Source organism: Luteimonas viscosa, assembly GCF_008244685.1.
GTDB classification, from domain to species: domain Bacteria; phylum Pseudomonadota; class Gammaproteobacteria; order Xanthomonadales; family Xanthomonadaceae; genus Luteimonas; species Luteimonas viscosa.
On the sequence record NZ_VTFT01000001.1, the window covers coordinates 315,141 to 341,363 of the forward strand.

Annotated in this window: 25 protein-coding genes and 1 tRNA gene; 18 read left to right on the forward strand and 8 right to left on the reverse strand. The window is 70.5% G+C overall.

The features are described 5' to 3' along the window. Positions 1 to 76 precede the first annotated feature (76 nt). From FZO89_RS01500 to hemN, 6 genes are all read right to left on the reverse strand, one after another. Positions 77 to 475: a SirB2 family protein gene (locus FZO89_RS01500; RefSeq protein ID WP_149101604.1), complete on the reverse strand. Its 399-nt coding sequence runs from the start codon at positions 473 to 475 to the stop codon at positions 77 to 79. A gap of 220 nt (positions 476 to 695) precedes the next feature. Next, positions 696 to 1,919 carry an NnrS family protein gene (locus tag FZO89_RS01505; protein WP_149101605.1) on the reverse strand — a complete coding sequence of 408 codons (1,224 nt, stop codon included), beginning with the start codon at positions 1,917 to 1,919 and terminating at the stop codon, positions 696 to 698. 68 nt (positions 1,920 to 1,987) lie between these two features. Beyond that, complete coding sequence (locus FZO89_RS01510; RefSeq protein ID WP_187471000.1) at positions 1,988 to 2,314, reverse strand: DUF6522 family protein; 327 nt, start codon at positions 2,312 to 2,314, stop codon at positions 1,988 to 1,990. A gap of 22 nt (positions 2,315 to 2,336) precedes the next feature. After that, entirely contained in the window at positions 2,337 to 4,613 is a 2,277-nt protein-coding gene (locus FZO89_RS01515) for a nitric-oxide reductase large subunit (RefSeq protein WP_149101606.1), read from the reverse strand. Positions 4,614 to 5,103: 490 nt separating this feature from the next. Further along, positions 5,104 to 5,856, reverse strand: a complete 753-nt coding sequence (locus FZO89_RS01520; RefSeq protein ID WP_262378475.1) for a cyclic nucleotide-binding domain-containing protein — start codon at positions 5,854 to 5,856, stop codon at positions 5,104 to 5,106. Between the two features lie 24 nt (positions 5,857 to 5,880). Beyond that, positions 5,881 to 7,299 (reverse strand): oxygen-independent coproporphyrinogen III oxidase, encoded by a 1,419-nt coding sequence (gene hemN / locus FZO89_RS01525; RefSeq protein ID WP_149101607.1) that lies wholly within the window; start codon positions 7,297 to 7,299, stop codon positions 5,881 to 5,883. A 174-nt stretch (positions 7,300 to 7,473) separates the two neighbouring features. Between hemN and ccoN the strand changes: the two genes are divergently transcribed. The 10 genes from ccoN (at position 7,474) to FZO89_RS01575 (ending at position 16,517) form a co-directional block, all read left to right on the forward strand. After that, complete coding sequence (ccoN, locus tag FZO89_RS01530; RefSeq protein WP_149101608.1) at positions 7,474 to 8,952, forward strand: cytochrome-c oxidase, cbb3-type subunit I; 1,479 nt, start codon at positions 7,474 to 7,476, stop codon at positions 8,950 to 8,952. After that, positions 8,949 to 9,581, forward strand: a complete 633-nt coding sequence (gene ccoO / locus FZO89_RS01535; RefSeq protein WP_149101609.1) for a cytochrome-c oxidase, cbb3-type subunit II — start codon at positions 8,949 to 8,951, stop codon at positions 9,579 to 9,581. Before ccoN ends, ccoO begins: the two co-directional genes overlap by 4 nt. Beyond that, positions 9,578 to 9,718 carry a cbb3-type cytochrome oxidase subunit 3 gene (locus tag FZO89_RS01540; RefSeq protein WP_149101610.1) on the forward strand — a complete coding sequence of 47 codons (141 nt, stop codon included), beginning with the start codon at positions 9,578 to 9,580 and terminating at the stop codon, positions 9,716 to 9,718. The genes ccoO and FZO89_RS01540 overlap by 4 nt, the downstream gene beginning before the upstream one ends. Beyond that, positions 9,715 to 10,668 carry a cytochrome-c oxidase, cbb3-type subunit III gene (ccoP, locus tag FZO89_RS01545; protein ID WP_149101611.1) on the forward strand — a complete coding sequence of 318 codons (954 nt, stop codon included), beginning with the start codon at positions 9,715 to 9,717 and terminating at the stop codon, positions 10,666 to 10,668. Before FZO89_RS01540 ends, ccoP begins: the two co-directional genes overlap by 4 nt. Beyond that, positions 10,665 to 10,961: a hypothetical protein gene (locus tag FZO89_RS01550; protein WP_149101612.1), complete on the forward strand. Its 297-nt coding sequence runs from the start codon at positions 10,665 to 10,667 to the stop codon at positions 10,959 to 10,961. Before ccoP ends, FZO89_RS01550 begins: the two co-directional genes overlap by 4 nt. A 214-nt stretch (positions 10,962 to 11,175) precedes the next feature. After that, positions 11,176 to 12,723, forward strand: coding sequence for a 4Fe-4S dicluster domain-containing protein (locus FZO89_RS01555; RefSeq protein WP_149101613.1), 1,548 nt, complete (start codon positions 11,176 to 11,178; stop codon positions 12,721 to 12,723). Next, positions 12,723 to 13,223, forward strand: a complete 501-nt coding sequence (locus FZO89_RS01560; protein ID WP_149101614.1) for a FixH family protein — start codon at positions 12,723 to 12,725, stop codon at positions 13,221 to 13,223. The genes FZO89_RS01555 and FZO89_RS01560 overlap by 1 nt, the downstream gene beginning before the upstream one ends. A 9-nt stretch (positions 13,224 to 13,232) precedes the next feature. Then, positions 13,233 to 15,602, forward strand: coding sequence for a heavy metal translocating P-type ATPase (locus tag FZO89_RS01565; protein ID WP_149101615.1), 2,370 nt, complete (start codon positions 13,233 to 13,235; stop codon positions 15,600 to 15,602). After that, complete coding sequence (gene ccoS, locus FZO89_RS01570; RefSeq protein WP_149101616.1) at positions 15,599 to 15,805, forward strand: cbb3-type cytochrome oxidase assembly protein CcoS; 207 nt, start codon at positions 15,599 to 15,601, stop codon at positions 15,803 to 15,805. The genes FZO89_RS01565 and ccoS overlap by 4 nt, the downstream gene beginning before the upstream one ends. Continuing rightward, a complete protein-coding gene (locus tag FZO89_RS01575; protein ID WP_149101617.1) occupies positions 15,795 to 16,517 on the forward strand; it encodes a sulfite exporter TauE/SafE family protein in 723 nt (240 codons plus the stop codon). The genes ccoS and FZO89_RS01575 overlap by 11 nt, the downstream gene beginning before the upstream one ends. Before the next feature lie 136 nt (positions 16,518 to 16,653). Here FZO89_RS01575 and FZO89_RS01580 read toward each other — a convergent pair whose 3' ends face one another. After that, a complete protein-coding gene (locus FZO89_RS01580) occupies positions 16,654 to 17,067 on the reverse strand; it encodes a group III truncated hemoglobin (protein WP_149101618.1) in 414 nt (137 codons plus the stop codon). A 259-nt stretch (positions 17,068 to 17,326) separates the two neighbouring features. On the opposite strand from FZO89_RS01580, the gene azu reads away from it, so the two are divergent. From azu to FZO89_RS01620, 8 genes are all read left to right on the forward strand, one after another. Continuing rightward, complete coding sequence (gene azu / locus FZO89_RS01585; protein WP_149101619.1) at positions 17,327 to 17,782, forward strand: azurin; 456 nt, start codon at positions 17,327 to 17,329, stop codon at positions 17,780 to 17,782. Positions 17,783 to 17,898: 116 nt separating this feature from the next. Further along, positions 17,899 to 17,975: transfer RNA gene (locus tag FZO89_RS01590), tRNA-Arg, on the forward strand. A gap of 60 nt (positions 17,976 to 18,035) precedes the next feature. Beyond that, positions 18,036 to 19,571 (forward strand): L-piperidine-6-carboxylate dehydrogenase, encoded by a 1,536-nt coding sequence (amaB, locus tag FZO89_RS01595; RefSeq protein ID WP_149101620.1) that lies wholly within the window; start codon positions 18,036 to 18,038, stop codon positions 19,569 to 19,571. 17 nt (positions 19,572 to 19,588) lie between these two features. After that, complete coding sequence (locus FZO89_RS01600) at positions 19,589 to 20,326, forward strand: metallophosphoesterase family protein (protein ID WP_149101621.1); 738 nt, start codon at positions 19,589 to 19,591, stop codon at positions 20,324 to 20,326. A gap of 43 nt (positions 20,327 to 20,369) precedes the next feature. Then, positions 20,370 to 20,651 carry a DUF4190 domain-containing protein gene (locus tag FZO89_RS01605; RefSeq protein WP_149101622.1) on the forward strand — a complete coding sequence of 94 codons (282 nt, stop codon included), beginning with the start codon at positions 20,370 to 20,372 and terminating at the stop codon, positions 20,649 to 20,651. A gap of 1 nt (position 20,652) precedes the next feature. After that, on the forward strand, positions 20,653 to 21,708 hold the full coding sequence (locus tag FZO89_RS01610) for a quinone-dependent dihydroorotate dehydrogenase (RefSeq protein ID WP_149101623.1): 1,056 nt from the start codon (positions 20,653 to 20,655) through the stop codon (positions 21,706 to 21,708). Positions 21,709 to 21,715: 7 nt separating this feature from the next. Beyond that, positions 21,716 to 22,750, forward strand: a complete 1,035-nt coding sequence (gene murB / locus FZO89_RS01615; protein WP_149101624.1) for a UDP-N-acetylmuramate dehydrogenase — start codon at positions 21,716 to 21,718, stop codon at positions 22,748 to 22,750. Between the two features lie 56 nt (positions 22,751 to 22,806). After that, positions 22,807 to 23,673, forward strand: coding sequence for a DMT family transporter (locus FZO89_RS01620; protein ID WP_149103983.1), 867 nt, complete (start codon positions 22,807 to 22,809; stop codon positions 23,671 to 23,673). Between the two features lie 12 nt (positions 23,674 to 23,685). On the opposite strand, the gene FZO89_RS01625 is transcribed toward FZO89_RS01620, so the two are convergent. Then, entirely contained in the window at positions 23,686 to 26,160 is a 2,475-nt protein-coding gene (locus FZO89_RS01625; RefSeq protein WP_187471001.1) for a serine/threonine-protein kinase, read from the reverse strand. Positions 26,161 to 26,223: the final 63 nt, after the last annotated feature.

Genomic DNA, 26,223 nt, shown 5'->3' on the forward strand with positions numbered 1-26,223 from the left:
ACGGCCCGGGGCGGCGCCAGGCGACGATACCGCCCGAGGCGCGGACGCCGACGCCGGGTCTCCGGGAGCCCGGCACTCAGCCCAGCAGGTACAGCACGCCCAGCGGGTGATGCGTGCGCGCGACGAAATAGACCTGTGCGAACAGCAGCAGCGCGCCGGCGAAGCAGGCCGCACGCACGGCCCGGGTACGACCGCGGCGCAGGGCGAACACGCCCAGCACCACGTAGGCGACGATCAGCACCACCTTCACTGCCAGCCAGCCGTTGGCGTAGAACGCGCCGGGCAGGATCGTGAGCAGCATCATCGCCGCGGTGAGCAGCGCGGTGTCCACGGTGTAGCTGAGCCAGCGCACGGGCGCCGCGTTCGGCCAGCGCATGCCGGCAAGGAGCGCCAGGCCGCGCAGCGCGAACAGCGCGCCGCTGAGCAAGGCCAGGCCGATGTGGACGTGCCTGATCTGCGGGTAGAACTCGATCATCGGCAAGGAACCTCTGGCAGGAGGCGGACCGTTGTCCCCTCTTCCGCCGACGCGACAGGGATGCGTCCGCACGGAGGACGACCAGGCAGGGACGGCCGCCGCCGGTACGCCCGGAGCTGGCCCGTCCCCCGAGCGCGTGGCAAAGGGAGGATCCAGGGATGCCCAACCTGCGGAATCGGCGTGCGCCGGCCGGGGGCCGCGCGGCCACGCGTTGCCGTCTTCATCCCGGTTTGCCGTCGACGCGCGGGGACAGGTAGATCAGGCCGATGCGCAGCACCCAGGGCGAAAGCACCAGCAACCAGCCCAGTGCCGCCAGTGCCTGCCACAGCAGCACATCCGGCATCAGCTCGGCGGCGATGCGCAGCGCCGCCACCGCCTGGATGCCGACGAAGGCGAACCATGCCAGGCCGTTCATCGCCAGCGGTCGCCCGGAGTGTCCCTGGGTGACGCGGCTCACCATCGCCACCAGCACGCTGCCGAACAGGCCGATGAACAGCGCATGCGCCGGCGCGCGCCCGAGCACGAAGACGTCGGTCGCCAGGTACGCCAGGCTCTGCAGCGAGAACAGCGCGAAGGTCAGCGGCCACCACAGCAGGCCGACGAACAGCACCGACAGCAGGCCCGGGGCATTGCCGCGCGGCCACCAGCGCCACAGCACGAACAACGACAGCGCCAGCATCGGCACGTCGACCAGCCACAGCCACGCGTAGGCATGCAGCAATTCGAGCGCAAGTTGCGCCATGGCCAATGCCCAGATCGCGGCCAGCAACCACATCGGCCGCCATGCGACGTAGCCGGGCACGGCGTTGCCGGCGAAGAACGGGAACATCCGGTGGGCGACGGTCAGGTACACCGGCAGCAGCAGGCCGAAGGTGCCGAGCTTGATGGCGAAGAACACCCACCATGGCGAGCCGGTCGCCAGGAAACCACCGAAGCAGGCTACGCCGACCAGTCCAAGCAGCATCGCCGCGAAACACGAGCGCGCATGCCAGGTCCGTCCGCGTTCGGCGAGCAACAGCCGGCCGAGGATCCACACACCCGCGCCCCAGCCGGCCAGCGTCATCAGCACGCCCACCACCAGCGCGACCTCCAGCCCGAGCGCACCCAGCAGCATCGCCAGTTGCCCCCCGAACAGGCCCACGCCCACCGGCGCATAGCGCCAGCGCGCGATGTCCGGCAATCCCATCCAGCGCGGGAACACCGTCAGCAGGAAGCCGAAGAAGAAGCTGGGCAGCACCTGGAACTGCATCACGAACGCATGTAGCCAGCCAGCGTATGTCGCCGCTTGCGGCACCTGCAGCAACCCCGGCCAGCGCTGCGCGGCGAGCCAGGCGGCCCACCATCCCATCGCCAGCAGCAGGTTGCCGGCGCCGATGAAGAACATCAGCCGGTGCGGGGCGGCGGCGAGCAGCCGTGGCGATGGCCTGGAAACGGAAGTGATCATGCCGGGCATGTTGGGCGACGCGGCGGAAGGCGACGTTGACACAGGTCAAGACCCCGGCAGCACGGGATTCATGCGCGCGCGGGCCGATCCGCGCCCGTCGTCGACGCTCCTCGCGCGGGCATCTCGGCGACTTCGTAGCCACCCGCAACCAGCGTCCCGTCGGGTTCCACCACCATGCGCACGCGAGTCGTTCCGCGGTAGAAGCTGGCGCGCCAGCGACCGGCGTCCTCGCCGGTGCCGCGCTCGCACAGCACCGCGATCCGCCGCTCGTCCATGAGCCGGCGGAACGCGTCCACGTCCAGGCCGAAGCCGCCGGCGACCAGCGCCGCGTCGATCTCCACCTCCGGCCTGTCGACCAGGTCCAATGCGATCGTGCGGCCCGTCGATCCTTCCATCCCTGCATCCTCCGTCACGGGTTCAGGCGCCCGCCGCCGCCTCGCGCAGCGGCAGGGCGCGCCGCTTCGGCACGATCCACAGCCGCAACATGAACCAGGCCAGCGCCAGCGCACCGATGCTGAAGATCGTGTCGCCCGGCACCCGCATCCACACCAGCAGGTCGATCAGCGGCTGCTGCATGAACTCGGCCGAGCGTGCGTACCAGTAGCCATGCTCCAGCGCCGCGTTGAGCTGCAGCACGCCGATCGGCAGCAGGGTCAGCAGCGCCATCCCGGCCAGGCCGATGTTGAAGGCCCAGAACGAGACCGAGAGCGCGCGCTCGTTCCATTCGACATCGGGCTTGAGCCCGCGCAGGCAGAACAGCATCAGCCCCACGCCCAGCATGCCGTAGACCCCGAACAGCGCGGTATGCCCGTGCAGCGGCGTCAGGTTCAGGCCCTGCATGTAGTACAGCGGCAGCGGCGGGTTGATCAGGAATCCGAACAGGCCCGCGCCCACCAGGTTCCAGAACGCGACCGCGATGAAGAACATGATCGGCCATTTGTAGCGGGTCATCCACGGCGTCGCCTTGCCCAGCCTGTAGCTGTGGTAGGCCTCGAAGCCGACATAGGCCAGCGGCACCACCTCCAGCGCGGAGAAGCTCGCGCCCAGGGCGATGACCGCGGTCGGCGTGCCGGTGAAGTACAGGTGGTGCAGCGTGCCCAGCACGCCGCCGGCGAGGAACACGATGGTGGCGAACAGCACCGCGATCGTCGCCGTCTTCACCTGCAGCAGCCCCAGCCGGGTGAACAGGAAGGCGATCACCGCCACCGCGAACACCTCGAAGAAGCCCTCCACCCACAGGTGCACCACCCACCAGCGCCAGTACTCCACCATCGACAGGTGGGTGTGCTCGCCCCACATCAGCCCGGCGGCGTAGAACACGCCGATCGCCACCACCGACAGGAACAGCAGCAGCACGATCGATTTCGACTCGCCACCGCCGACGATCGCCGGCCACAGCGCGCGCCCCACCAGCAGCAGCCACAGGCCGAGGCCGACGAACAGGAACCATTGCCAGAAGCGGCCGATGTCGACGTATTCCCAGCCCTGGTGGCCGAACCAGAAGTTGTGCGCCAGGCCCAGCTTCTGCATCACCGCGAACCACTGCCCGGCGAACGAACCGACCACGATCACGATCAGGCACACCCACAGCACGTTGACCCCCAGCCGCTGGAACTTCGGCTCGTGCCCCGAGATCGCCGGGCCGATGTACAGGCCCATGCCCAGCCACGCGGTCGCGATCCACAGCACCGCCAGCTGCGTGTGCCAGGTGCGGGTGAGCGAATACGGCAGGATCTCCGACAGCGCGAAGCCGTACGCCTGCTGGCCTTCGATCTGGTAGTGCGCGGTGGTGGCGCCGAGCAGGATCTGCACCAGGAACAGCGCCATCACCACCCAGAAGTACTTGGCGGTGGCGCGCATCGACGGCGTGACCCTGATGTCGGCCAGCGGATCGGAAGCGGGCAGTACCGGCGCCATCTCCTCGCCGTGGTTGACCGCGTAGTGCCAGCCGAGCAGGCCCACGCCCGCGATCAGGAACAGCACGCTGAACACCGTCCACAGCAGCGCGCTGGGCGGCGGCGTGTTGCCGACCAGCTTGTCGGCCGGCCAGTTCGCGGTATAGCTGATCTCCTGGCCGGGGCGCTGCGTCACCTGCGACCACGACACCCACCAGAAGAACGCGGTCATCGCCTGGCGGTTCTCGGCGCCGTCCACGGTGTCGTTGCGCATGGCATAGGCCTCGCGCAGGGCCGCGGTCTCCGGTTCGTTGCCGAACAGGCTGACGTAGTGCGCGGCGACCTGCGCCATCGCCTCGGCGCGGTCCGGATCGACCGTGATCGTCTGCGTGTCCGCGTTCCAGGTGTTCGGGCGCAGCAGCGCCTGCACCCGGGCCGCGTAGGCGGCCTGCGTCGGGCCGTCGAGCGCTTTGTAGCTGGCGAGACCGTGTTCGCGCGCGGCCCAGCGGTCGAGGATCGCCTCGGCTTCACGATGCAGCCAGTCCGCGCCCCAGTCCGGCGCGACGTAGGCGCCGTGGCCCCAGATCGAACCGAGCTGCTGGCCGCCGATCGACTGCCAGACCTGCCGGCCGCGCTCGATGTCGGCGCGGGTGTGGAGCACCTCGCCGTCGCTGGACACCACGCGCTCCGGCATCGGCGGTGCCTGGCGGTGGACCTCGCTGCCGACCCAGAGCAGGACGGCGAAGGAACTGATCAACAGGACCGCCAGTCCTGTCCAGAGCTTGCGTGTGGAATCCATGTCGCGGCCTCTACGGAGTTCGCGGCATGGTCTTGCGGTCGCGCACGGGCCACCTTGACCTGCGTCAAGCGTGAACGAGCCGGCGCCTTCGGGGCGGTGCGGTCGACCGTCGGCAGGCCATCGCCTTCACTCGGGCTCGCACTCCGGTTCCGACCCGAGCGCCACCATCCTCACCCCAGACTCTCCCGCCAGCGGGAGAGGGAGCAGGATGTCACCCCGGTCCCGGCCGACTCCCGCACCCCGGATGCGGCCTTTGGCCTTATCCGGGCTACGCATCGATGTTCCCTTCCACCGCATTGCGGGGCATTGCGCCCTTCACGGGTGGAAGGTGCCGAAGGCGGATGGGGGCGCGCCGCAGGTGCGACAGCGCTGCTGTCTGGGGCGACACCGACCCTCGCACCCGAACCGCCTCTCCCGCAAGCGGGAGAAGGGCGGCTGCCAGGTCGGCATGCCCGCCCGGGGCACATGCCAGCCCCCTGGGGGCGATGCGTCAGTCGCGCAGGACGTGGTGCGCCAGTTCCTCGAGCACGGACGGCTTGAGCAGCTCCATGTCGCGCCGGTCCACCTTCAGCACGCCCTCGTCCTGCAGTTTGCGCAGGACCCGGCTCACCGTTTCCGGCGCCAGGCGCAGGTAGTTGGCGATGTCGGTGCGGGCCATGGTCAGGCGCATGCGCGTGGGCGAGAAACCACGTTCGGCGAAGCGCCGCGACAACAGGACGATGAACGCGGCCAGCCGCTCGTCGGCGGTGAAGTTGCCCGACAGCAGCGAGGCCTTGCCGATGTCCTGGCTGAGCAGGTTGAACAGGTGCCGCTGCAGGCCGGGCATGCGCCCGGCGAGGGTGGCCATCATCGGGAACGAGAACCGGCACAGCATCACCGTGTCCAGCGCCACCGCGTTGCATGGGTAGCGCGAGGTGGCGATCGCGTTGAGCCCGATCACCTCGCCCGGCAGGAAGAACCCCAGCACCTGCTCGCGGCCGTTGGCGTCGTTCACGTAGGTCTTGACCGTGCCCGCGCGCACCGCGGCGATCGCGTTGAACGGGTCGCCCTCGCGGAAGATGTGATCGCCTTCACGGAACGGGCCGACATGCTCGACCAGCACGTGCAGGTCGCGCAGCAGGCTCTTGTCGTAACCCTCGGACAGGCAGGCCGCGGAGAAGGCGCAGGTACTGCAGAAGCTGAACTCGTCGCCATCGTCGGCGATCGGTGTGCCGGGAGATGCCTTCAGTGGGGATTCCTGCACGCTCGCTGCCTTGATTCCGTCGCCTCAGATGGTCCGGGAATAGCGCACTCCCTCGCTCTGGGCGCCCAGGTACCGGTCGAAACACATGGCGATGATACGCAACAGCGCCCTTCCGCGGGGCGTGGCGCGGATCGTGCCCGGCGGGCACTGCACCAGGCCGTCCTCCTGCAGCGGCCGCAGGGCGGCCAGCGCGTCGCTGAAATACTCGCCGAAGCGGATGCCGTAGGTCTTCTCCACCTGGCGCGTATCGATCTCGCCCTGGCACATCAGCTGCTGGATCAGGTCCGCGCGCAGCACGTCGTCGTTGCCGAGCATCAGCCCGCGCCAGATCGGCAGCCGGCCCTCGTCGATCGCCGCCTCCCACGACGGCAGGTCGCGGTGGTTCTGGGTGAAGCTGTCGCCGACGTGGCTGATCGCGCTCACGCCGAAGCCGACCAGGTCGGTCTGCGCATGGGTGGTGTAGCCCATGAAGTTGCGGTGCAGGCCGCCCTCGCGCTGCGCGCGCGCCAGTTCGTCCCCGGGCAGGGCGAAGTGGTCCATGCCGATGTAGACATAGCCGGCGGCGCCGAGCCGCTCCACCGCCAGTTCCAGCAGCGCCAGCTTGCCCTCGGCGCCGGGCAGGTCGTCGTCGCGGATCTGCCGCTGCGCCTTGAACAGCCGCGGCATGTGCGCATAGCCGTAGATCGCCAGCCGGTCGGGGCGCGCGGCGACGACCGTGTCGAGGGTCCGCCCGAAGCCCTCCGGGGTCTGCTTCGGCAGGCCGTAGATCAGGTCGACGTTGACCGAGCGCATGCCGAAGCGGCGGCAGGCGTCGATGATCGCCAGGGTCTCGTCGATCCCCTGCTCGCGGTTGATCGCCTTCTGCACCTCGGGATCGAAGTCCTGCACGCCCAGGCTGGTGCGGTTGAAGCCGATCGCCGAGAGCACCTCGATGTCCTCGGGAGTGACGAAGCGCGGATCCAGTTCGATCGAGAAGTCGCGGTCGAGCGCGTTGCTGAAGCTGAACTGGCGGCCGAGGCTGCCGACCAGCTCGCCCAGCAGGCGCGGTGCGAGGAAGTTCGGGGTGCCGCCGCCCAGGTGCAGCTGGATCACCTCGCGGTCGCGGTCGAACAGCGGCGCGACCAGCGCCACCTCGCGCTGCAGCCGGTCCAGGTAGATCCGCCCCTTGGCCTCGTCGCGGGTGATCACCCGGTTGCAGCCGCAGTAGAAGCACGGGCTCTGGCAGTACGGGATGTGGACGTAGAGCGAGAGCTGGCGCGGAATCGGATCGTCGTTGCTGCGCCGGGCGAGGTCGCAGAAGTCCGCCTCGCCGAAGCCCTCGGCGAAGTTCGGCGCGGTGGGATACGAGGTGTAACGCGGCCCCGGCCGGTCGTAGCGGCGCAGCAGGTCGGCGTCGAAGCGCCAGCTCGGCTGCGGGGGAACTGGGGATGGGGTGGTCTGCATGGGGTGAGTATCCGCAGCCGCCGGCGCGTCCGCCTTGACCCGGATCAAGCCACGTTGGCGACGACCGGTGCCCGAACCCTTCCACGATCGCGCCTGGCGCGCTTTGATCTGGATCAACGACGGTTCCGCGCCGCGTGCATACTCTGCGCGACATTCGGACCCGGGGAAGGCTCCATGCAGCAGGCCGCGACAACGACCTACAACGACAAGGTGGTGCGCCAGTTCGCGGTGATGACCGTGGTCTGGGGCATCGTCGGCATGCTGGTGGGCGTGATCATCGCGGCCCAGCTGTACTGGCCCGACCTGACCCACGGCATCGAATGGCTCGGCTACGGCCGGCTGCGGCCCCTGCACACCAACGCGGTGATCTTCGCCTTCGGCGGCTGCGCGCTGTTCGCCACCAGCCTGCACGTGGTCCAGCGCACCTGCCACGTGCGGCTGCTCTCGGACAAGCTGGCGGCGTTCGTGTTCTGGGGCTGGCAACTGGTGATCGTGCTGGCCGCGGTCACCCTGCCGCTGGGCTGGACCCAGGGCAAGGAGTACGCCGAGCTGGAATGGCCGATCGACATCCTGATCGCGGTGGTCTGGGTCGCCTACGCGGTGCTGTTCCTCGGCACCATCGCGATCCGCAAGGTCAAGCACATCTACGTGGCGAACTGGTTCTACGCCTCGTTCATCATCGCCGTGGCGCTGCTGCACATCGTCAACAACATCTCGATCCCGGTCGGGATCGGCAAGTCCTACAGCATCTACACCGGCGCGGTCGACGCCATGGTGCAGTGGTGGTACGGCCACAACGCGGTCGGCTTCTTCCTGACCGCCGGCTTCCTCGGGATGATGTACTACTTCGTGCCCAAGCAGGCCGGGCGGCCCGTGTACTCGTACCGGCTGTCGATCGTGCACTTCTGGGCGCTGATCGCGGTCTACATGTGGGCCGGCCCGCACCACCTGCACTACACCGCCCTGCCCGACTGGGCGCAGAGCCTGGGCATGGTGTTCTCGCTGATCCTGCTGGCCCCCAGCTGGGGCGGCGCGATCAACGGCATCATGACCCTGTCGGGCGTGTGGCACAAACTGCGCACCGACCCGATCCTGAAGTTCCTCATCGTCGCGATCAGCTTCTACATGATCGCCACCTTCGAGGGACCGATGATGTCGATCAAGACGGTCAACTCGCTGTCGCACTACACCGACTGGACGGTCGGCCACGTGCACGCCGGCGCGCTGGGCTGGGTGGCGATGATCTCGATCGGCTCGATCTACGCGTTGCTGCCGCGACTGCTGGGCCTGCGCGAGATGTACTCGACCAAGTGGATCGACCTGCATTTCTGGATGCACACCATCGGCGTGGTGCTGTACATCGCCTCGATGTGGATCGCCGGGGTGATGCAGGGCCTGATGTGGCGCGCGACCAACGACGACGGCACCCTGACCTACAGCTTCGTCGAAGCGCTCAACGCCACCTATCCCTACTACTTCGTGCGCCTGCTCGGCGGCGTGGTGGTGCTGTCGGGCATGTTCCTGATGGCCTTCAACCTGTGGAAGACCTACCGCCAGGGCCAGGCGGTCGCCGCCGACCAGCCGGTGCTGCCGCCCGATCCGTCCCAAGCCCTGGCGCCGGTGGCGCAGGCACGCGCAGGAGCGCAGGCATGAGCGGGAACCACAACGCCCACGAGAAGGTCGAGAAGAACATCGGCCTGATGGCGGTGCTGATCGCGGTGGTGGTGTCGTTCGGCGGGCTGGCCGAGATCGTGCCGCTGATGTACCAGGCCGAGGCGATCGAGCCGCTGCCGGGCGTGGAGCCCTACCCGGCGCTGGAGCTCGCGGGCCGCGACGTCTACGTGCGCGAGGGCTGCTACAACTGCCACTCGCAGATGGTGCGCACGCTGCGCTTCGAGTCCGAACGCTACGGCCACTATTCGCTGGCCGGCGAATCGGTCTACGACCGGCCGTTCCAGTGGGGCAGCAAGCGCACCGGCCCCGACCTCGCCCGCGTCGGCGGCCGCTATTCGGACGACTGGCACCGGGTGCACCTGATCAACCCGCGCGACGTGGTGCCCGAGTCGAACATGCCGGCCTATCCCTGGCTGGCCACCCGCACCGTCGACCGCGACCAGGTCGCCCACCGGATGCGCGCGCTGCAGGGCATCGGCGATCCCTACACGGATGAAGACATCGCCCAGGCACCGGAAGCCGTCGCCGGCAAGACCGAGCTCGATGCGGTGGTGGCCTACCTCCAGGGCCTCGGACGGCACGCGCCACAGGCGGGAGAAGCGCCATGATCTCAGGCATCGTCACAGGCGTGCTGCTGCTGTGCTTCGTCGGCGGATGGATCTGGGCCTGGAGTCCGCGGCGCAAGCGCGAGTTCGAAGACGCGGCGCGACTGCCGCTGGACGATGAGCAGGAGTCCCCCCGATGAGCAGCGCGTGGTCGTGGTACGTGATCGTCCTGGTGGTGCTCAACATCGGCGGCTGCGTCTGGCTGCTGTGGTGGACCGCGCGCCGACGCCCGGGCGACCCGAAGCCGGAGGACACCAGCCACGTCTGGGACGGCGACGTCACCGAGTACAACAAGCCGTTGCCGAAGTGGTGGATCAACCTGTTCTACATCACCATCGTCTTCAGCATCGGCTACCTGGTCTGGTTCCCCGGCTTCGGCAGCTTCGCCGGCACCAGCGGCTGGACCTCGGCCGGCGCGCACGACGCGGAAAAGGCGCGCCGCGACCGCCAGCTCGAGGAAACCTTCGGCGTCTACGCCGACCAGCCGTTCGAGCGCCTGGCGCAGGATCCGGCGGCGATGGAACTGGGCCGCTCGATCTTCGCCAACACCTGCGCAGCCTGCCACGGCTCGTCGGCCCAGGGTGCACCAGGCTACCCGAACCTGACCGACGCGACCTGGAACTGGGGCGGCGACCCGGATCGGATCCTGCAATCGGTGCTCGACGGCCGCCAGGGCGTGATGCCGCCGCTCGGCACCGTGCTCGAGGGCATCGGCGGCGACGTCGCGGTCACCCAGGCCGCCACCTACGTGCGCGCGCTGCGCTCCGAGGACATCGAGGCGACCCTGCGCTCCGACTACATGGCCGCGCGCGGCAAGAAGTACTACGACAGCCTGTGCATCGCCTGCCACGGTCCCGACGGCAAGGGCAACCAGGACCTCGGCGCACCCGACCTGACCGTACGCAACACGCTCTATCCCAATACGCTCGACAGCATCCGCACGACGATCATCGACGGCCGCCACGGCGTGATGCCCGCGCACCGCGACCTGCTCGGCGAAACCCGCGCGCGCCTGGTGGCGGCCTACGTCTGGTCGCTGTCGCAATCCTCCGCCACCGCTGCCGCGCAGGCCCCGCCGGAACGGCAATGACCGACTTCACCGAGCCGCGTTTCGACCACCCGCCGCGCCCCATGGCGCAGCGGGTGGGTGCGATCGCATGGCCGAGCTTCTTCGCCGCGGGCGTGTGCACGATGGTGTTCTTCGCCTTCATCGATCCGATCGAACTGCGCGACATGACCTTCCCCGGAGTGCCGGTCACGCGCGAACTGGGCTACACCATCGGATTCTTCATGTTCTGGCTGGCGACGGCGTCGTCGAGCCTGTTCACCTGGATCCTGCTGCGACCGGCGAGCCGATTCAACCGGGCACTGCCGCCCGGGTGATGGCGACGATGGCGAGGTGCCTCCGGGCCCGGTGCGCAGTGGGACATTCTGTCGCTTTCTCCGCGCCGGGCGATCCCCATACTGGAGCGGGCCCATACGCGGGCCCTCGCTTCCAGCCACACCGGGCAACGACCGGTGGAGCCATCCAGATGAACCTCCTGCCCCCGATTCCGAATACGCGCAGCCTCCCCACCCGGACCACCGGACCGGCGCGATGAGCCGCGACATCCCCATCGACGTGGTCGACGACGGCGGCAGCTCGCTTTACGTCAAGGAGCGCAAGGTCTACCCGCGCGACGTCTCCGGACCGCTCAACCGCCTGCGCGTGGCGGCCGTGGTCTGGCTGCTGGGCATGTTCTACGTGTTCCCGTGGCTGCGCTGGGACGGCCGCCAGGCGGTGCTGTTCGACCTGCCGGCACGCAAGTTCCACGTCTTCGGCCTGACCTTCTGGCCGCAGGACTTCCTGTTCCTGGCCCTGCTGCTGATCATCGCCGCGCTGGCGCTGTTCTTCTTCACCGCCCTGGCCGGCCGGCTGTTCTGCGGCTACGCCTGCCCGCAGACGGTGTGGACCGAGGTGTTCCTGTGGATGGAACGCTGGACCGAGGGCGACCGGCCGAAGCGGATGAAGCTCGACGCCGCGCCCTGGAGTCGCGAGAAGGTGCTGCGCAAGGGGGCGAAACACACGCTGTGGCTGCTGTTCGCGCTGTGGACCGGCTTCACCTTCGTCGGCTTCTTCACCCCGATCACCGAGCTTGGCTCGCGCCTGGCCACGTTGTCGTGGGGCGGCTGGGAAACCTTCTGGGTGCTGTTCTACGCGCTGGCCACCTGGGGCAACGCCGGGTTCCTGCGCGAACAGGTGTGCAAGTACATGTGCCCCTACGCGCGCTTCCAGAGCGCGATGTTCGACCGCAACACCCTGATCATCGCCTACGACCCGCTACGCGGGGAGCCGCGCGGGCCGCGCAAGCGTGGCCTGTCGAGCGTGCTCGAGCGCGCGCGCGGACTGCTCGACAAGGCCGCCGCCTACGACTACGTGTTCCGTGCCGGCCGGCATCCTTCCGCAGCCTCCCAGTTGGTGCACGCCAAGGGCACCATCACCTGGGACGGCGACCTGGGCGAAGTGGCGCCGCTGCCGAAGTTCGCACCCGAACAGCTGGGCGACTGCATCGACTGCACGATCTGCGTGCAGGTCTGCCCCACCGGCATCGACATCCGCAACGGGCTGCAGTACGAGTGCATCGCCTGCGGCGCCTGCATCGACGCCTGCGACGAAGTGATGGACAAGATGGGCTACCCGCACGGCCTGATCCGCTACTCGACGCAGAACGCGATCGACGGCAAGTCGACCCGGGTGCTGCGCCCGCGCATCATCGTCTACGGCCTGCTCCTGCTCGGGTTCATGATCGCCTGGGCGGTGGGCGTGGGTACCCGCAGCGACCTGATCGTCGAGGCCCTGCGCGACCGCAACGCCCTGTACCGCGAAACCGCCGACGGCATGGTCGAGAACGACTACACGCTCAAGCTGGTGAACAAGTCCGACCGCGACCGGACGTTCCGGGTCGCGATCGAGGCGCCGCCGGGCATCGAACTGCGCGACAATGACAGCCTCCTGCACGCCAGGGCCGGGGCGGTGGTGTCGGTGCCGGTGGTGGTGGTCTCGCGCGACGGCGCGGGCGGGCGCAACGACATCCGCTTCGTCGTCGAGGACGCCGATGGCGGCAGCCGCAAGGTGATCGACAGCAGCTTCTTCGGACCGATGTGATGAGCAATAGCGACAGGAAGCCCTGGTGGAAGATGCCGATCATGTGGCTGGTGGTCGGGCTGCCGCTGGCGTCGGTCGTGGCCGGCATCGGCCTGGTGGTGATCGCCACCCGCAGCGGCGGCGCCGACGTGGTGCGCGACGACGTCCGCCGCATCTCGCAGATCCAGACCGCCAACCTCGGGCCCGACGAGAATGCGCGCGCGCTCGGCCTGAGCGCGGTGCTGCGCGCGGACGAAGGCGTGCTGGAGGTCATTCCCGCCACCGGTGATTTCGCCCGCAAGGCCACGCTGCATCTGGCGCTGCAGCATCCCAGCCGCGGCACTGAAGACCTCGAGCTCGACCTGCCGCCGAGCGCCACCGGCTGGCGCACCGAGCAGGCGATCGACGACGGTCACGACTGGATCGTCGAACTCTCCGCCGCCGATGGCAGCTGGCGCCTGCACGGCCGCCTGCCCAAACAGCAGCACGCGACGCGCCTGGCCCCGTCGTTGGCGCAATAGGCCGTCCGCATGGACGCCGTGCCGGCGCCCTGCCTGCATTGTGGCGAACCTTTGCCGCAGGCCGCCGCGCATCGCGTCGTCGATGCCGACGGCGGACGCTATTGCTGCGACGGCTGCGCCGCGGCGGCGCGCTGGATCCGGGATGCCGATCTCGGCGACTACTATCGCCTGCGCACCGCCGCCGCCGGGCGCGTCGGCAACGAACGCGTGGACCTGTCCGCCTGGGACCGCGAAGACCTGCTGCGCGAGCACGCGCACGCGATCGACGGCGGTCACCGCATCACCCTGCTCACCGACGGCATGCGCTGCGCGGCCTGCGCCTGGCTGATCCAGAAGGCGCTGGCGCGCGAGCCGGGCGTGCGCGACGTCACCGCGAACGCCGTCACCGGCCGCATCCGCATCGACTGGGACCCGGCACGCACGCCGCTGTCGCGGGTGCTGCAGCGGCTCGCGGCGCTGGGTTACCGGCCCTACCTCGCCGGCGGCGACGCGCGCGAGCGCGCCCGCATCGCCGAGCGCAACCGCTGGCTGTTGCGCCTGGGCGTGGCCGGGCTCGGCACCCTGCAGGCGATGATGCTGGCCGAGGCGCTGTACCTGGACTTCGACAACCAGATGCCGGCCGCCACCCGAGACTTCTTCCGCTGGATCGCGTTCCTGCTGTCGACGCCGGTGGTGTTCTATTCCGGCTGGCCGTTCCTGTCGGGCATGTGGCGGGAACTGCGCGCACGCCATGTGGGCATGGACACGCTGATCGCCACCTCCACCCTGCTGGCGTACTTCGCCAGCCTGGTCGAGACGCTCCGCGGCGGCGCGCACGTGTGGTTCGATGCCGCGGTGATGTTCGTGTTCCTGCTGCTGGCCGCGCGCATGCTCGAGCAGCGCGCGCGCAACGTCGCCAGCGCCCAGGTCGACGCGCTGGCGCGCGCGCGGCCCGCGTTCGCGACCCGCGAGACCGCCGACGGCGGCCGCGAGTCGGTGGCGCTGGCCGACCTGCGTCCCGGCGACGTGGCCTGCATCGCGGTGGGCGAACCGGTGCCCGCCGACGGCGTGCTGCTCGACGCGGAGACCTGGCTCGAGGAATCGCTGCTGACCGGCGAGCCCGGCGCGGTGCGCAAGGCACGCGGGGACCAGGTCTACGCCGGCACCGTCAACCGCGAGACGCCCGCGCGCATCCGCATCGCCTGCACCGGCGCGCAGACCCGGCTCTCGCAGCTGACCCGGATGGTCGAGGACGCGCAGGCGCATCGCCCGCGGCTGGCGCGGATGGCCGACCGGGTCGGCGGCCGTTTCGTGGTCGGCCTGCTGTTCGTCGCCGTGCTCGTCTACGCCGGATGGCGCCTTTACGATCCGTCGCGCGCGTTCGAGGTGACGCTGGCGCTGCTGGTGATCAGCTGTCCCTGCGCGCTGTCGCTGGCGGTTCCCACCGCGCTCGCGGCCGCGCATGGCGCGCTGGCGCGTGTCGGCGTGCTGGCCACGCGCGCCGACGCGATGGAAACGCTGGCCGGCGCGACCGACATCGTGTTCGACAAGACCGGTACGCTCAGCGACGACCGTCCGGTCCTGGCGGACGTCGAGACGTTCGACGGATTCGCCCGGGGCGACGCCCTGGCCATCGCCGCCGCGCTGGAACGCGATGCCAACCATCCGCTCGCCGCCGCGTTCGCGCATGCCGAGGCCGGACTGCCTGCGGCGGGCGTACGGGCGGTCGCCGGCCGGGGCATCGAGGGCGAGATCGCCGGGCGCGGCTGGAGACTCGGCCGCGCCGAATTCGCCTGCGACGGCGAGGACGACGGCGCGCTGTGGCTCGGCGACGGCCGGGCCGCGACGGCACGCTTCACGTTGCGCGAATCGATCCGTGCGGACGCGCCGGACGCGCTGGCCGCATTGCGTGGACTCGGCCTGCGCATCCATCTCGCCAGCGGCGATGCCGCCGCGCCAGTGTCGTCGCTGGCGCGGGCGCTCGACATCGGCGAGGCCCATGCCCGCCAGCGTCCCGAGGACAAGCTCGCGCTGGTGCGGCGGCTGCAGTCGGAGGGCCGGATCGTGGCGATGGTCGGCGACGGCCTCAACGACGCGCCGGTGCTGGCCGGAGCCGACGTCTCGCTGGCGATGGACACCGGCGCGGCCCTGGCGCAGCGCGCGGCGGACCTGGTGATGACCGGGCCGACCCTGATGCGCATTCCCGCCGCGGTGCGACTGGCGCGCCGCAGCCGCCGCGTGATCGGCCAGAACTTCGCCTGGGCGCTGGGCTACAACCTGCTGGCGGTGCCGCTGGCGGCCGCGGGGCTGGTGACGCCGTGGATCGCGGCGCTGGGCATGGCAGGATCGTCGCTGGTGGTCACCCTGAACGCCCTGCGCCTGACCCGGAGCCCGGCATGAGGATCCTGCTGCTGCTGGTGCCGATCAGCCTGGTGCTGCTGGGGCTGGCGGTCTGGGCCTTCGTCTGGGCGGTGCGGCGCGGCCAGTTCGACGACCTCGATACGCCCGGTCTCGACATCCTCGCCGAGGACGAGGACGAGCTGCGCGAAACCCGAGCCGCGCGCGAACGCGCCGGCGCGCCCGGGACCCGCGATGCCGATTGACTGGCTGGTGCTGCTGGCCGCCCTGACCAGCGGCCTGCTCGGCGGCCTGCACTGCGCCGCGATGTGCGGCGGCATCGCCACCGGCCTGTCGGCGACCGCGCCGGGCGGCGGCTGGGCCGGCGCGCTGCAGCTCAACCTCGGGCGGGTCGGCGGCTACGTGCTGGCGGGGCTGATCGTGGGCTCGTTCGGACACGGGCTGGTCACGGTGCTGCGCGATCCCTGGATCGGTATCGGGCTGCGGGCGCTGGCCGGGGCGGCGCTGGTGGTGGTGGCGCTGCGCCTGCTGGGCGTACGCGCCCTGCCCGGCTTCCTGTCCCGCCCCGGCGCCCGTGCCTGGTCGTGGCTGCAGCCGCTGCAGCGGCGCCTGCTGCCGGCCGACACGCTGCCGCGGCGGATCGGCATCGGCGCGCTCTGGGGCTGGCTGCCGTGCGGCCTGAGCTTCAGTCTGCTGACGGTGGCCTGGCTGCAGGCGCATCCGCGCAACAGCGCGCTGACGATGCTCGCCTTCGGCCTCGGCACCCTGCCGGTGATGCTGCCGCTGACCTGGTCGGGCCAGCGCATGGGGCGCTGGCTGCAGCGACCCGGGCTGCGGACGGGAGCCGCGCTGGTGGTACTGGCGATGGGACTGCTGACGATCGCCGCGCCCTGGCTGATGCGGGTGCCGGCGCTGCACGGCCTGCTGTCGGCCCTGGGCTGCCAGCCCCTGCCCTAGGCGTGTCGCGCCCAGAGCAGGTACGGGGACAACGCGCCCGTCGCGCTCCCTCGGGGGGCACGGACCGCCCGTCCTGCCCAGGTCCGCGAGCGCCGATGTCACGCCTTCCAGCGCCCACCCGGCCGCCGGCGACGGATCAGCCGGCGTCCGCGGCGCCCCCTTCGGGCCGATAGCGCGCCTGCAGGTTCGCCGCCACCCGCCGGGCCATCTCGTCGGCGAGGTGCTGCATCGCCGGATTGCCCAGTTCCGCCGTGGTGGTCGCGAACAGCGCCAGCCATCGCTCGAACATCGCCGCGTCCAGGCCCGGCAGCGCGTTGTGGCGCTGCACCGGAGCCCCGCTGAAGCGACGCGTGCCGCGCAACATCGCCGACCAGAAGTCGACCAGTTGCGCCAGGTGCGCCGGCCAGTCGTCGACATGGGTGGCGAACACCGGCCCCAGCAGCGGGTCGGCGCGCACCCGGGCGTAGAACGCGTGCACCATTCGCGTCACCTGTTCCTCGGTACACAGGTCCGGGCCGGGCAAGGGCGATGGCGGTTCGGAGGTCGACATTGATCGGCAAGGGGTGGCGGGAGAGAAGACGCCCGGGCGAAAGCGTCAATGCACTGCGGACGGGCCGCGGCGCACCGTCGCCATCGCGCAGGCGACGCCCAACCGGCATTCAGCCCCGGGATAGCGGCTGGGCGCCGTGCAACGCTAGTCTCACATGCGGCGCATCCGCATCGGCTGATCCAGATCAAGGCGCCGCGCCCCGCGAACCGCGAGCATGGCGTCAACCAGAAAGACACACGACCCAACGGAGCCCTACCCCATGAACATCCGCAAATCCCTCATCGCACTGGCCCTGCTCGGTTGCGCCGGCGTGGTCCAGGCCGCCCCCAATTGCACGATCAAGCTCAAGGGCGGCGACAACATGCAGTACGACCAGAAGAGCGTCAGCGTCTCGGCCGCCTGCAAGAGCATCTCCATCGAGCTGGAGCACACCGGCAAGCTGCCGGTCGCGGCGATGGGCCACAACGTGGTGGTCACGGCCACCCCCGACGCCGACGCCGTCGCCAGGGACGGGCTCAAGGCCGGTGCCGCGGGCGGTTACCTGCCGGCCGGCGACGCGCGCGTGCTGGCGTCGACGAAGATGATCGGCGGCGGCCAGACCGCGACCGCCTCGCTTCCCGGCAACAAGCTCAAGGCCGGCGGCGCCTACACCTTCTTCTGCTCGTTCCCCGGCCACTCCTCGCTGATGCGCGGCACGGTGGTGGTCACGCCCTGAGGAACGGCGGCAGTCGGCCGCGACCGGTTCCACCCATCGACAGGCCCGCGGATCACCGCGGGCCTGTTCGCGTTTTTGGCTTGTTCCTTGCCGGCATGCGAAAATCGCGGCACTTGGCCCCCGTAGCTCAGCTGGATAGAGCGTCCCCCTCCTAAGGGGAAGGTCGTGCGTTCGAATCGCGCCGGGGGCACCACCCATGCAAGGCCATCGCCGTCCGCCCCCGCGGGCGTCGCGATGCACAGGAGTTCCCGCCATGACCCACCCCGTCCTCAGCGCACTCGGCCTCGGCGCCGACGAATCCGGCACCTACCTCGGCAACGGCGAGTGGTCGAAGACCACCGATGCCGGCGTGCTCGAGCCCGTCAACCCCACCACCGGCGAGGTGCTGGGGCGCGTGCAGGCCTCGTCGCAGGCCGACTACGAGCTGATCGTCGAGCGCGCGCAGGCCGCGTTCAAGGTCTGGCGCACCACCCCGGCGCCGCGCCGCGGCGAAGCGATCCGCCTGTGCGCCGATGCGCTGCGCGCGCACAAGGACGCGCTCGGTTCGCTGGTGGCGCTGGAGATGGGCAAGTCCAAGCCCGAGGGCGACGGCGAGGTCCAGGAGATGATCGACATCGGCGAATTCGCCGTCGGCCTGTCGCGCCAGCTCTACGGCCTGACCATGCACAGCGAGCGCCCCGGCCACCGCATGTACGAGCAGTGGCATCCGATCGGCCTGGTCGGGATCATCAGCGCGTTCAATTTCCCGGTCGCGGTGTGGGCATGGAACGCGTTCGTCGCCGGCGTGTGCGGCGACATCTGCATCTGGAAGCCGTCGCCGAAGACGCCGCTGTCGGCGATCGCGTCGATGAAGATCTGCAACGAGGCGCTGCGCAAGGCCGGCTTCCCGGACATCTTCTTCCTGTTCAACGACGGCGGCACGGAGCTGGCGCAGCAGTTCGTCGACGACAGGCGCATCGCCCTGGTCAGCTTCACCGGCTCGACCCGGGTCGGCCGCCAGGTCGGCGAGCGCGTCGCGCGGCGCATGGGCCGCAGCCTGCTGGAGCTGGGCGGCAACAACGCGATCATCGTCGACGAGACCGCCGACCTGAAGCTCGCGATCCCGGCCATCGTGTTCGGCGCGGTCGGCACCGCCGGCCAGCGCTGCACCAGCACGCGACGGCTGTTCGTGCACGAATCCATTTACGACGACGTGCTCGGCAAGCTGGTCGCCGCCTACGAGCAGGTCGGATCGAGGATCGGCGATCCGACCGATCCGGCCAACCTGATGGGCCCGCTCAACAGCCGCGACGCGGTCGATGCCTACCTCGAGGCCGTGGAGAAGGCCAAAGCGGCCGGCGGCACCATCGAGACCGGCGGCGCCGCGCTGACCGACCGCAAGGGCTACTTCGTGCTGCCGACGATCGTCACCGGGCTCTCGAACGACGCCGACATCGTCCAGCACGAAACCTTCGCGCCGATCCTGTACGTGATGAAGTACCGCGAGCTCGACGACGCCATCGCCATGCAGAACGCGGTGCCGCAGGGGCTGTCGTCGGCGATCTTCACCACCAACCTCAAGCGCGCCGAGGCGTTCCTCGCGGCCTGGGGCTCCGACTGCGGCATCGCCAACGTCAACATCGGCACCTCCGGTGCCGAGATCGGCGGCGCCTTCGGCGGCGAAAAGGAGACCGGCGGCGGCCGCGAGTCGGGTTCGGACGCGTGGAAGGCGTACATGCGCCGGCAGACCAACACCATCAACTACTCCGACGCGCTGCCGCTCGCCCAGGGCATCAAGTTCGACCTCTGACCGCGGGCGCACGCGCCATGCGCATCGCCGCGCTCTCGGACGTCCACGGCAACCTGCACGCGCTGCAGGCGGTGCTGGCCGACCTCCGCCGCCGCGGCTGCGACGCGATCGTGAACCTGGGCGACATCGCCTCCGGCCCGCTTTGGCCGGCGGAGACGGTGGCGCTGCTGATGGGCACGCCGGCGCTGACCATCCGCGGCAACCACGAGCGCCAGCTGCTGGGCGACGATGTCGCCGCGATGGGCGAGTCCGATCGCTTCGCGCATGCGGCGCTGACGCCGGACCAGTTGGCATGGATCGCCGCCCTGCCCGCGCAGGCGCGGCTGGACGAGGTGCACCTGCTGCACGGCACGCCCGGCAGCGACGTCGGCTACCTGATGGAACGGGTCGAACCCGGTGGCTCACGCGCCGCGCGCGCCGACGAGGTCGCCGCCGCGCTGGGAGATATCGAGGCGCATGTCGTCCTGTGCGGGCATACCCATGTGCCGCGCGTCCTCCGGCTGGACGACGGCCGCCTGTGCGTCAACCCCGGCAGCGTGGGCCTGCAGGCGTTCCGCGGCCGGCAGCCCTGGCCGCACGTGATGCAGAGCGGGACTCCCGCTGCGCGATATGCGATGCTGCAGCGCGACAGCGGCAACTGGCGCGCGGAACTGCTCGCCGTCGACTACGATCCTTCCCCGGCCGCCGGCCTGGCGCAGGAGCGTGGCTGCGACGAGTGGGTGCAGGCCTTGCGCAACGGCCGCCTGCCGGCATGACTTTCCCCCGAACGCCTCGGCCACGCGCCAGGAGTGCCGCCCCATGAACACCCCGCCCCGCCAGACCAGCGCCCTCGCCATCACCAGCCTCGTTTCCGGCATCCTCGGCTGGACCCTGGTGCCATGGATCGGCAGCATCGTCGCCATCGTCACCGGCCACCTGGCACGCGGCGAGATCCGGCGCGAGCCAGAGCGCGTGGACGGCGACGGCCTCGCGATCGCGGGCCTGGTGCTGGGCTACGCGATGCTCGCCTTCAGCGTGGTCGGGATCTTCGTGCTGCTCGTGTTCTTCGGTGGACTGGTCTGGCTGGGGTTCAACACCTGAGATGTACGGCCTGGTGCGACCGCTGCTGTTCGGGCTGGAAGCCGAGCGCGCGCACGCGCTCGGATTGCGCTCGCTCGACACGCTGCACGGCCTCGGCCTGTCGCGCCTGCTCGGCGCGCGGCCCCGCCCGTTCCCGACCAATGCATTCGGGCTGACCTTTCCCAACCCGGTCGGGCTCGCCGCCGGCCTGGACAAGAACGGCGCGCACGTCGAGGCGCTGTTCGCGCTCGGCTTCGGCTTCGTCGAGATCGGCACGGTCACCCCGCGCCCGCAACCGGGCAACCCGCAGCCGCGCCTGTTCCGGCTGCCGCGCTATCGCGCCCTGATCAACCGGCTCGGGTTCAACAACGACGGCGTCGATGCGCTGGTGCGCAACGTCGAACGCGTGCGCGTGCGCGGCGGTCCGCTGGGCATCAACATCGGCAAGAACAGGGACACGCCCAACGAGTCGGCCGACCGCGACTACCTCCACTGCCTGGAGCGCGTGTACCCGCTGGCGGACTACGTGACCGTCAACATCTCCTCGCCCAACACCGCCGGCCTGCGCGAGCTGCAGGAGGAACAGGCGCTGCGGCGCCTGGTCGGCACCCTGCGCGAGGCGCAGGAACGGCTCGGATCGAAACACGGCAGGCGCGTGCCGATGCTGGTCAAGATCGCGCCGGACATGTCCGACGACGACGTGCACGCGGCCGCGCGGGTGCTGGCGGACCTGCAGGTCGACGGCGTGATCGCCACCAATACCACCGTGTCGCGGATCTCGGTGCAGGACGATCCGCGATCGCGCGAGACCGGGGGGCTTTCCGGCGAGCCGCTGATGAACAAGTCGACGGCGGTCCTGCGCATGCTGCGCACGCGCATGCCCGAGGCGATCCCGCTGGTGGGCGTCGGCGGCATCCTTTCGGGCGCCGACGCGGTCAAGAAGATGGCCGCCGGCGCCTCGCTGGTGCAGGTGTACACCGGGCTGATCTACCGCGGGTCCGAACTGATCGGGGAATGCGTTGAGGCCATCCGCCGGCGCAAGGAAGCCCCGAGCCGCGGCAACCTGCCGAACCTGTGAGCCGGCCATGAGCGACGCCTTCCGCGTGACCCGTGGCGCCGACCTGCGCGCGCGCAACAGCTTCGGCGTCTCCGCGCGCGCGCCGCTGCTGCTGGAAGTCGACCACGCGGCGGCGCTCGTCGATGCGCTCGCCGCCCTGCCCGCCGGTCCACTGCTGGTGCTTGGCGGCGGCAGCAACCTGCTCTTCGCCGGCGATCCCGAAGGCGCGGCGCTGTCGCTGCGCGCCGCCAGCCGGCGCATCCTCTCCGACGATGGCGGGCATGCGATCGTCCGCGCCGACGCCGGCGCGGACTGGCACGGGTTCGTGCGCTGGACGCTCGCCCAGGGCCTGTTCGGCATGGAGAATCTGGCGCTGATCCCGGGCACCGTCGGTGCGGCGCCGATCCAGAACATCGGCGCCTATGGGGTCGAGCTGCGCGAGTTCGTGCACGTGGTCGAGGCCTTCGAGACCGCGACCGGGCGCATCCGGCGGCTGCCGCGCGACGAATGCGCGTTCGCCTACCGCGACAGCCTGTTCAAGCGCGAGCGCGACCGCTTCATCGTCAGCGCCGTCGAGTTCAGGCTGTCGCGCGCGCCCGCGGTGCGCATCGACTACGCCGGCGTGCGCGAGGCGCTGGCCGCCGACGGCACCACCGCTCCCACCCCGGTGCAGGTGTTCGACGCGGTCTGCGCCCTGCGCCGGCGCAAGCTGCCCGACCCGGCCGTCATCGGCAATGCCGGCAGCTTCTTCAAGAATCCGATCGTGCCGCTGGCGCAGGCGCAGGCGCTCGCCGCAGCGCATCCGGGCCTGCCGCAGTTCCCGGGTGCGGACGCCGACGGCCGCAAGCTGTCGGCCGCATGGCTGATCGACGCCTGCGGCTGGAAGGGCCATCGCGACGGCGATGCCGGCGTGTCCATGCAGCATGCGCTGGTGCTGGTCAACCATGGCGCGGCGACCGGCGCGCAGTTGCTGGCACTGGCGCGTCGGATCGCGGCCTCGGTGTCGGAACGCTTCGGCGTCGCGCTCGAGCCCGAGCCGCGCATCGTCGGCGACCACTGGTGACCGGCGTGCTCTCCCGCTGGTGGCCATCCTCGGTATACGGCCGCGCCGCGCTGCTGATGCTGGGCAGCACGCTGTCGTTCGCGATGATGGCCCTTGCGATCCGCTACGCGACGGCGACGGTGCCGACCACCGAGATCGCGTTCTTCCGCAACCTGTTCGGTCTCGCCGCCCTGATGCCGCTGATCCTGCGTCGCGGCCGCGCGCTGCCCCGCACCCGCCACGTCGGGCGCTACCTGGTGCGCACCAGCATCGGACTGGTGGCGATGCTGTGCGGCTTCTGGGCGGTCGGGCACCTGCCGCTGGCGCAGGCGGTGTCGCTGTCCTACGCGACGCCGCTGTTCGTCACCATCGGCGCCGCGCTGTGGTTGAACGAGAACGTGCGCATCCGCCGCTGGCTGGCGGTGGCGGCCGGCTTCCTCGGAGTGATGGTGATCCTGCGGCCGGGCACCGGCTTCACGCCGGGCATGATCGTCGCACTGCTCGGCGCGTTCTTCAGCGGCATCGTCGCCCTCCAGATCAAGCAGCTCTCGCGTTTCGACGCGCCGGACACGGTGGTGTTCTATACCTACGTGTTCTGGGTGCCGATGTCGCTGGTGCCCGCGCTGTTCCAGTGGGTGTGGCCCGACCCGATGGCCTGGCTGTGGCTGGTGGCGACCGGCGTGATGGGCACGTTCGGGCAACTGCTGTGGACGCGCGCGATCGCCCTGGGCGAGGTCTCGGCGCTGCAACCGATCAGCTTCGTGCAGTTGCCGGTGCTGGTGGTGTTCGGCTGGTGGCTGTTCGGCGAGACGATCGATGCCTGGACCCTGGCAGGCGCGGCGATCGTGCTCGGTGCCAATGGCTACATCGCCCACCGCGAGACGATGCTGCTGCGCCGTTCGGCGACGCAGGCCCCGGTGGAGGCGGCGAAACCCAGCGAGTGACGCCGAAGCGGACTAACGCAACGCCGCTGGCGCATCCGCCTGCGCGGTGTCGCGGAGTTCCGCGGCGAGGCTCGCGGCCTGGTCCGCGAAACGCAGCGCCGGACCGCCAGCGGCGCGGGCCTGCCGCTGCACCGCCTCCAGCAGCGCCAGCGCCTGCCCGCTGCGTGCGGTCGCGGCGAACAGGTCGGCGAGCCGGATACGGGCCGCCAGCGTGTCGGGATGGTCGGCGCCGAGCACGCGCGTGCGCGCGTCGATGAGGTCGCGGAATGCCCGCTCGGCTTCCGCGCTGCGCCCCATCTTCGCCAGCAGCGAGGCGCGGGCCAGTTGCGAACGCAGGGTCTGCGGATGGTCCGGCCCCAGCACCCGCGCACGCGCGTCCACCACCGCGTTGAGCTCCGGCCAGGCCTCGTCGAGGCGGCCGAGATCGGAGAGGTCGGTGGCGAGGTTGGAGCGGTTGCTGAGGGTGGTCGGGTGGTTGGCGCCGAGCAGGCGGGTGTTGACCTCGACCAGGCGCCGGTTGAGTTCGCTGGCGGCCTGGTAGTTGCCGGCGTCGGCGTGGAAGGCGGCGAGGTTGCCCATCGCCCGCCGGGTCTCGTCGTGGTCCTCGCCGTGCCGTTCGAGCTGCAAGGCCAGGATGCGTTGGAACTGCGCAACCGCTCGCTCCGGATTGCCGGTCGCGCCTTCGTTGATCGCGACATTCGTCGCGACCCGCAAGGCAAGCGGGTGTCTCGGACCGAGCGCGCCCTGCAGGCGCTGCAGCAGCGGTTGCTGCAGGGACAACGCGCGCTCGCGGTCGCCCAGCGCGGCGATCGCTTCGCTCTCCGCCATTTCCAGCCGCACGCCCAGCTCATCGGTTTCGGACCAGTCCCCGGACAGCGGCAGCACCGGTCGCAGCAGGTCCTGGGCCCGCTGCGCCTGTCCGGCGCGCAGCAGCGCCAGCGCCTGGCCTTCGACCGCCTGCAACGTACGGCGGTCGCGTGGACCGAGCGCCCGCCGGCGATGGTCCGCCACCTGTGCGAACCCTGCGGCCGCGCCCTCGTACATGCCCAGTGCCAGCCGCACCCTGGCCACCGACTCGCGCAGGTCGGCGGCCAGACCCGGTTCCGCGCCGAAGTCGCGTTCGATCGCGCGCTCGGCACCGGCGAGCACGTTGCCATCCAGCAACTGGCGGGCGATGTCGGTGGTGCTGGCGCGATCCAGCTCGCGGGTGAACGCCTCCGCGTCGCCCGGATTCGCGCGCGAGACCTGTCCGCGCAAGGCCTCGCCCATGCCACGCCCCATCGCCTCGATGTCGATCCCCTCCAGCGTCGCCTGCTGGAACGCGACCACCTTTTCCAGCTCCCCACTGCGCTGCTCGGCAATTGCGCGTTGCGCCCGCGCCTGCATCAGGCCGTGCAGCGACAGCGCCAGCCCGCCCAGCAGCGCAACCAGCGCGATCGTCGCGGCGGCGATGCCGGGGCGGTGGCGTCGGGCGAACTTGCGCCAGGCGTACAGGCGCGAGGCCGGCACCGCCTGCACCGGTCGCCCGGAGAGGAAGCGGCGCAGGTCGTCGGCGAGCGCGGCGGCGGATGCATAGCGATCGCCGCGATCGTGCTGCATCGCCTTCGCGACCACCCAGTCGAGCTCGCCGCGCAGCACCCGCCGCATCGCTCCGAGCCGCTGCCCGCGCGCCTGCGCGATGCGCGCCGCATCGCCCGGCGGCAGCGTCGCGAGCTGCGCCGAAGGCAGCCGCAGCGTGCGGTTGCGATCGGTCACGGTCTCTCCGGCCACGGTCGGGCGCTGGCCGGTGAGCAGTTCGCACAGCACCACGCCCAGCGAGTAGACGTCGCTGCGGGTATCGAGCAGGGCGGGGTCGCCGGCGGCCTGTTCCGGGCTCATGTAGTCCGGGGTGCCGGCGACCTCGTGCGCGCCCGCCAGGCTCGATGCGGTGGCGATGCCGAAATCGATGATCTTCGGATGCGCGCGGCCGTCGACCTCGTCGACCAGCAGGTTGCCCGGCTTGAGGTCGCGATGGATCACGCCCTTCTGGTGCGCGTGCTGCACGCCTTCGCAGACTTCGATGAACAGTTCGAGCCTGCGTGCGAGCGGCAGCGCCTTCGCCTCGCAGTAGGACACGATCGGCTGCCCGTCGATGAACTCCATCGCGAAGAACGGGTGTCCGTCAGCGGTGGTGTCGGCGTCGTAGATCTGCGCGATCGCCGGATGCCGCATCTGCGCCAGCACCTGGCGTTCGATCTCGAAATGGGCCTTGCGGCGCGCGTCGAGCGTGCGCCCGCGCAGAAGCTTCAGCGCCACCGTCCTGCGTACCGGCTCGAGCTGCTCGGCGCGATAGACCTCGCCCATGCCGCCGCGCCCGAGCAGCGCGTCGACGCGGTAACGGCCCAGGCGCGTCCCGCGCGCGAGGCTGTCGCCGTTGGCGACCGCGCCGGCGGGCGCACGCGTTTCCAGCAGTTCGGTCCGGTCCGGATCCCGTTCGTCGATCGTCATGGCGCCCCCTGTCGGCCCCGCGGCATCGCCCATGGTAGCGGAAAGGCCCGGGCGCTCCGGTAC

Bases quoted from the DNA above. Each gene is read 5' to 3' on its own strand.
- FZO89_RS01500 (WP_149101604.1), bottom strand. From the start codon at position 475: ATGATCGAGTTCTACCCGCAGATCAGGCACGTCCACATCGGCCTGGCC.
- FZO89_RS01505 (WP_149101605.1), bottom strand. From the start codon at position 1,919: ATGATCACTTCCGTTTCCAGGCCATCGCCACGGCTGCTCGCCGCCGCC.
- FZO89_RS01510 (WP_187471000.1), bottom strand. From the start codon at position 2,314: ATGGAAGGATCGACGGGCCGCACGATCGCATTGGACCTGGTCGACAGG.
- FZO89_RS01515 (WP_149101606.1), bottom strand. From the start codon at position 4,613: ATGGATTCCACACGCAAGCTCTGGACAGGACTGGCGGTCCTGTTGATC.
- hemN (WP_149101607.1), bottom strand. From the start codon at position 7,299: ATGCAGACCACCCCATCCCCAGTTCCCCCGCAGCCGAGCTGGCGCTTC.
- ccoN (WP_149101608.1), top strand. From the start codon at position 7,474: ATGCAGCAGGCCGCGACAACGACCTACAACGACAAGGTGGTGCGCCAG.
- ccoO (WP_149101609.1), top strand. From the start codon at position 8,949: ATGAGCGGGAACCACAACGCCCACGAGAAGGTCGAGAAGAACATCGGC.
- FZO89_RS01540 (WP_149101610.1), top strand. From the start codon at position 9,578: ATGATCTCAGGCATCGTCACAGGCGTGCTGCTGCTGTGCTTCGTCGGC.
- ccoP (WP_149101611.1), top strand. From the start codon at position 9,715: ATGAGCAGCGCGTGGTCGTGGTACGTGATCGTCCTGGTGGTGCTCAAC.
- FZO89_RS01550 (WP_149101612.1), top strand. From the start codon at position 10,665: ATGACCGACTTCACCGAGCCGCGTTTCGACCACCCGCCGCGCCCCATG.
- FZO89_RS01555 (WP_149101613.1), top strand. From the start codon at position 11,176: ATGAGCCGCGACATCCCCATCGACGTGGTCGACGACGGCGGCAGCTCG.
- FZO89_RS01560 (WP_149101614.1), top strand. From the start codon at position 12,723: ATGAGCAATAGCGACAGGAAGCCCTGGTGGAAGATGCCGATCATGTGG.
- FZO89_RS01565 (WP_149101615.1), top strand. From the start codon at position 13,233: ATGGACGCCGTGCCGGCGCCCTGCCTGCATTGTGGCGAACCTTTGCCG.
- ccoS (WP_149101616.1), top strand. From the start codon at position 15,599: ATGAGGATCCTGCTGCTGCTGGTGCCGATCAGCCTGGTGCTGCTGGGG.
- FZO89_RS01575 (WP_149101617.1), top strand. From the start codon at position 15,795: ATGCCGATTGACTGGCTGGTGCTGCTGGCCGCCCTGACCAGCGGCCTG.
- FZO89_RS01580 (WP_149101618.1), bottom strand. From the start codon at position 17,067: ATGTCGACCTCCGAACCGCCATCGCCCTTGCCCGGCCCGGACCTGTGT.
- azu (WP_149101619.1), top strand. From the start codon at position 17,327: ATGAACATCCGCAAATCCCTCATCGCACTGGCCCTGCTCGGTTGCGCC.
- amaB (WP_149101620.1), top strand. From the start codon at position 18,036: ATGACCCACCCCGTCCTCAGCGCACTCGGCCTCGGCGCCGACGAATCC.
- FZO89_RS01600 (WP_149101621.1), top strand. From the start codon at position 19,589: ATGCGCATCGCCGCGCTCTCGGACGTCCACGGCAACCTGCACGCGCTG.
- FZO89_RS01605 (WP_149101622.1), top strand. From the start codon at position 20,370: ATGAACACCCCGCCCCGCCAGACCAGCGCCCTCGCCATCACCAGCCTC.
- FZO89_RS01610 (WP_149101623.1), top strand. From the start codon at position 20,653: ATGTACGGCCTGGTGCGACCGCTGCTGTTCGGGCTGGAAGCCGAGCGC.
- murB (WP_149101624.1), top strand. From the start codon at position 21,716: ATGAGCGACGCCTTCCGCGTGACCCGTGGCGCCGACCTGCGCGCGCGC.
- FZO89_RS01620 (WP_149103983.1), top strand. From the start codon at position 22,807: ATGCTGGGCAGCACGCTGTCGTTCGCGATGATGGCCCTTGCGATCCGC.
- FZO89_RS01625 (WP_187471001.1), bottom strand. From the start codon at position 26,160: ATGACGATCGACGAACGGGATCCGGACCGGACCGAACTGCTGGAAACG.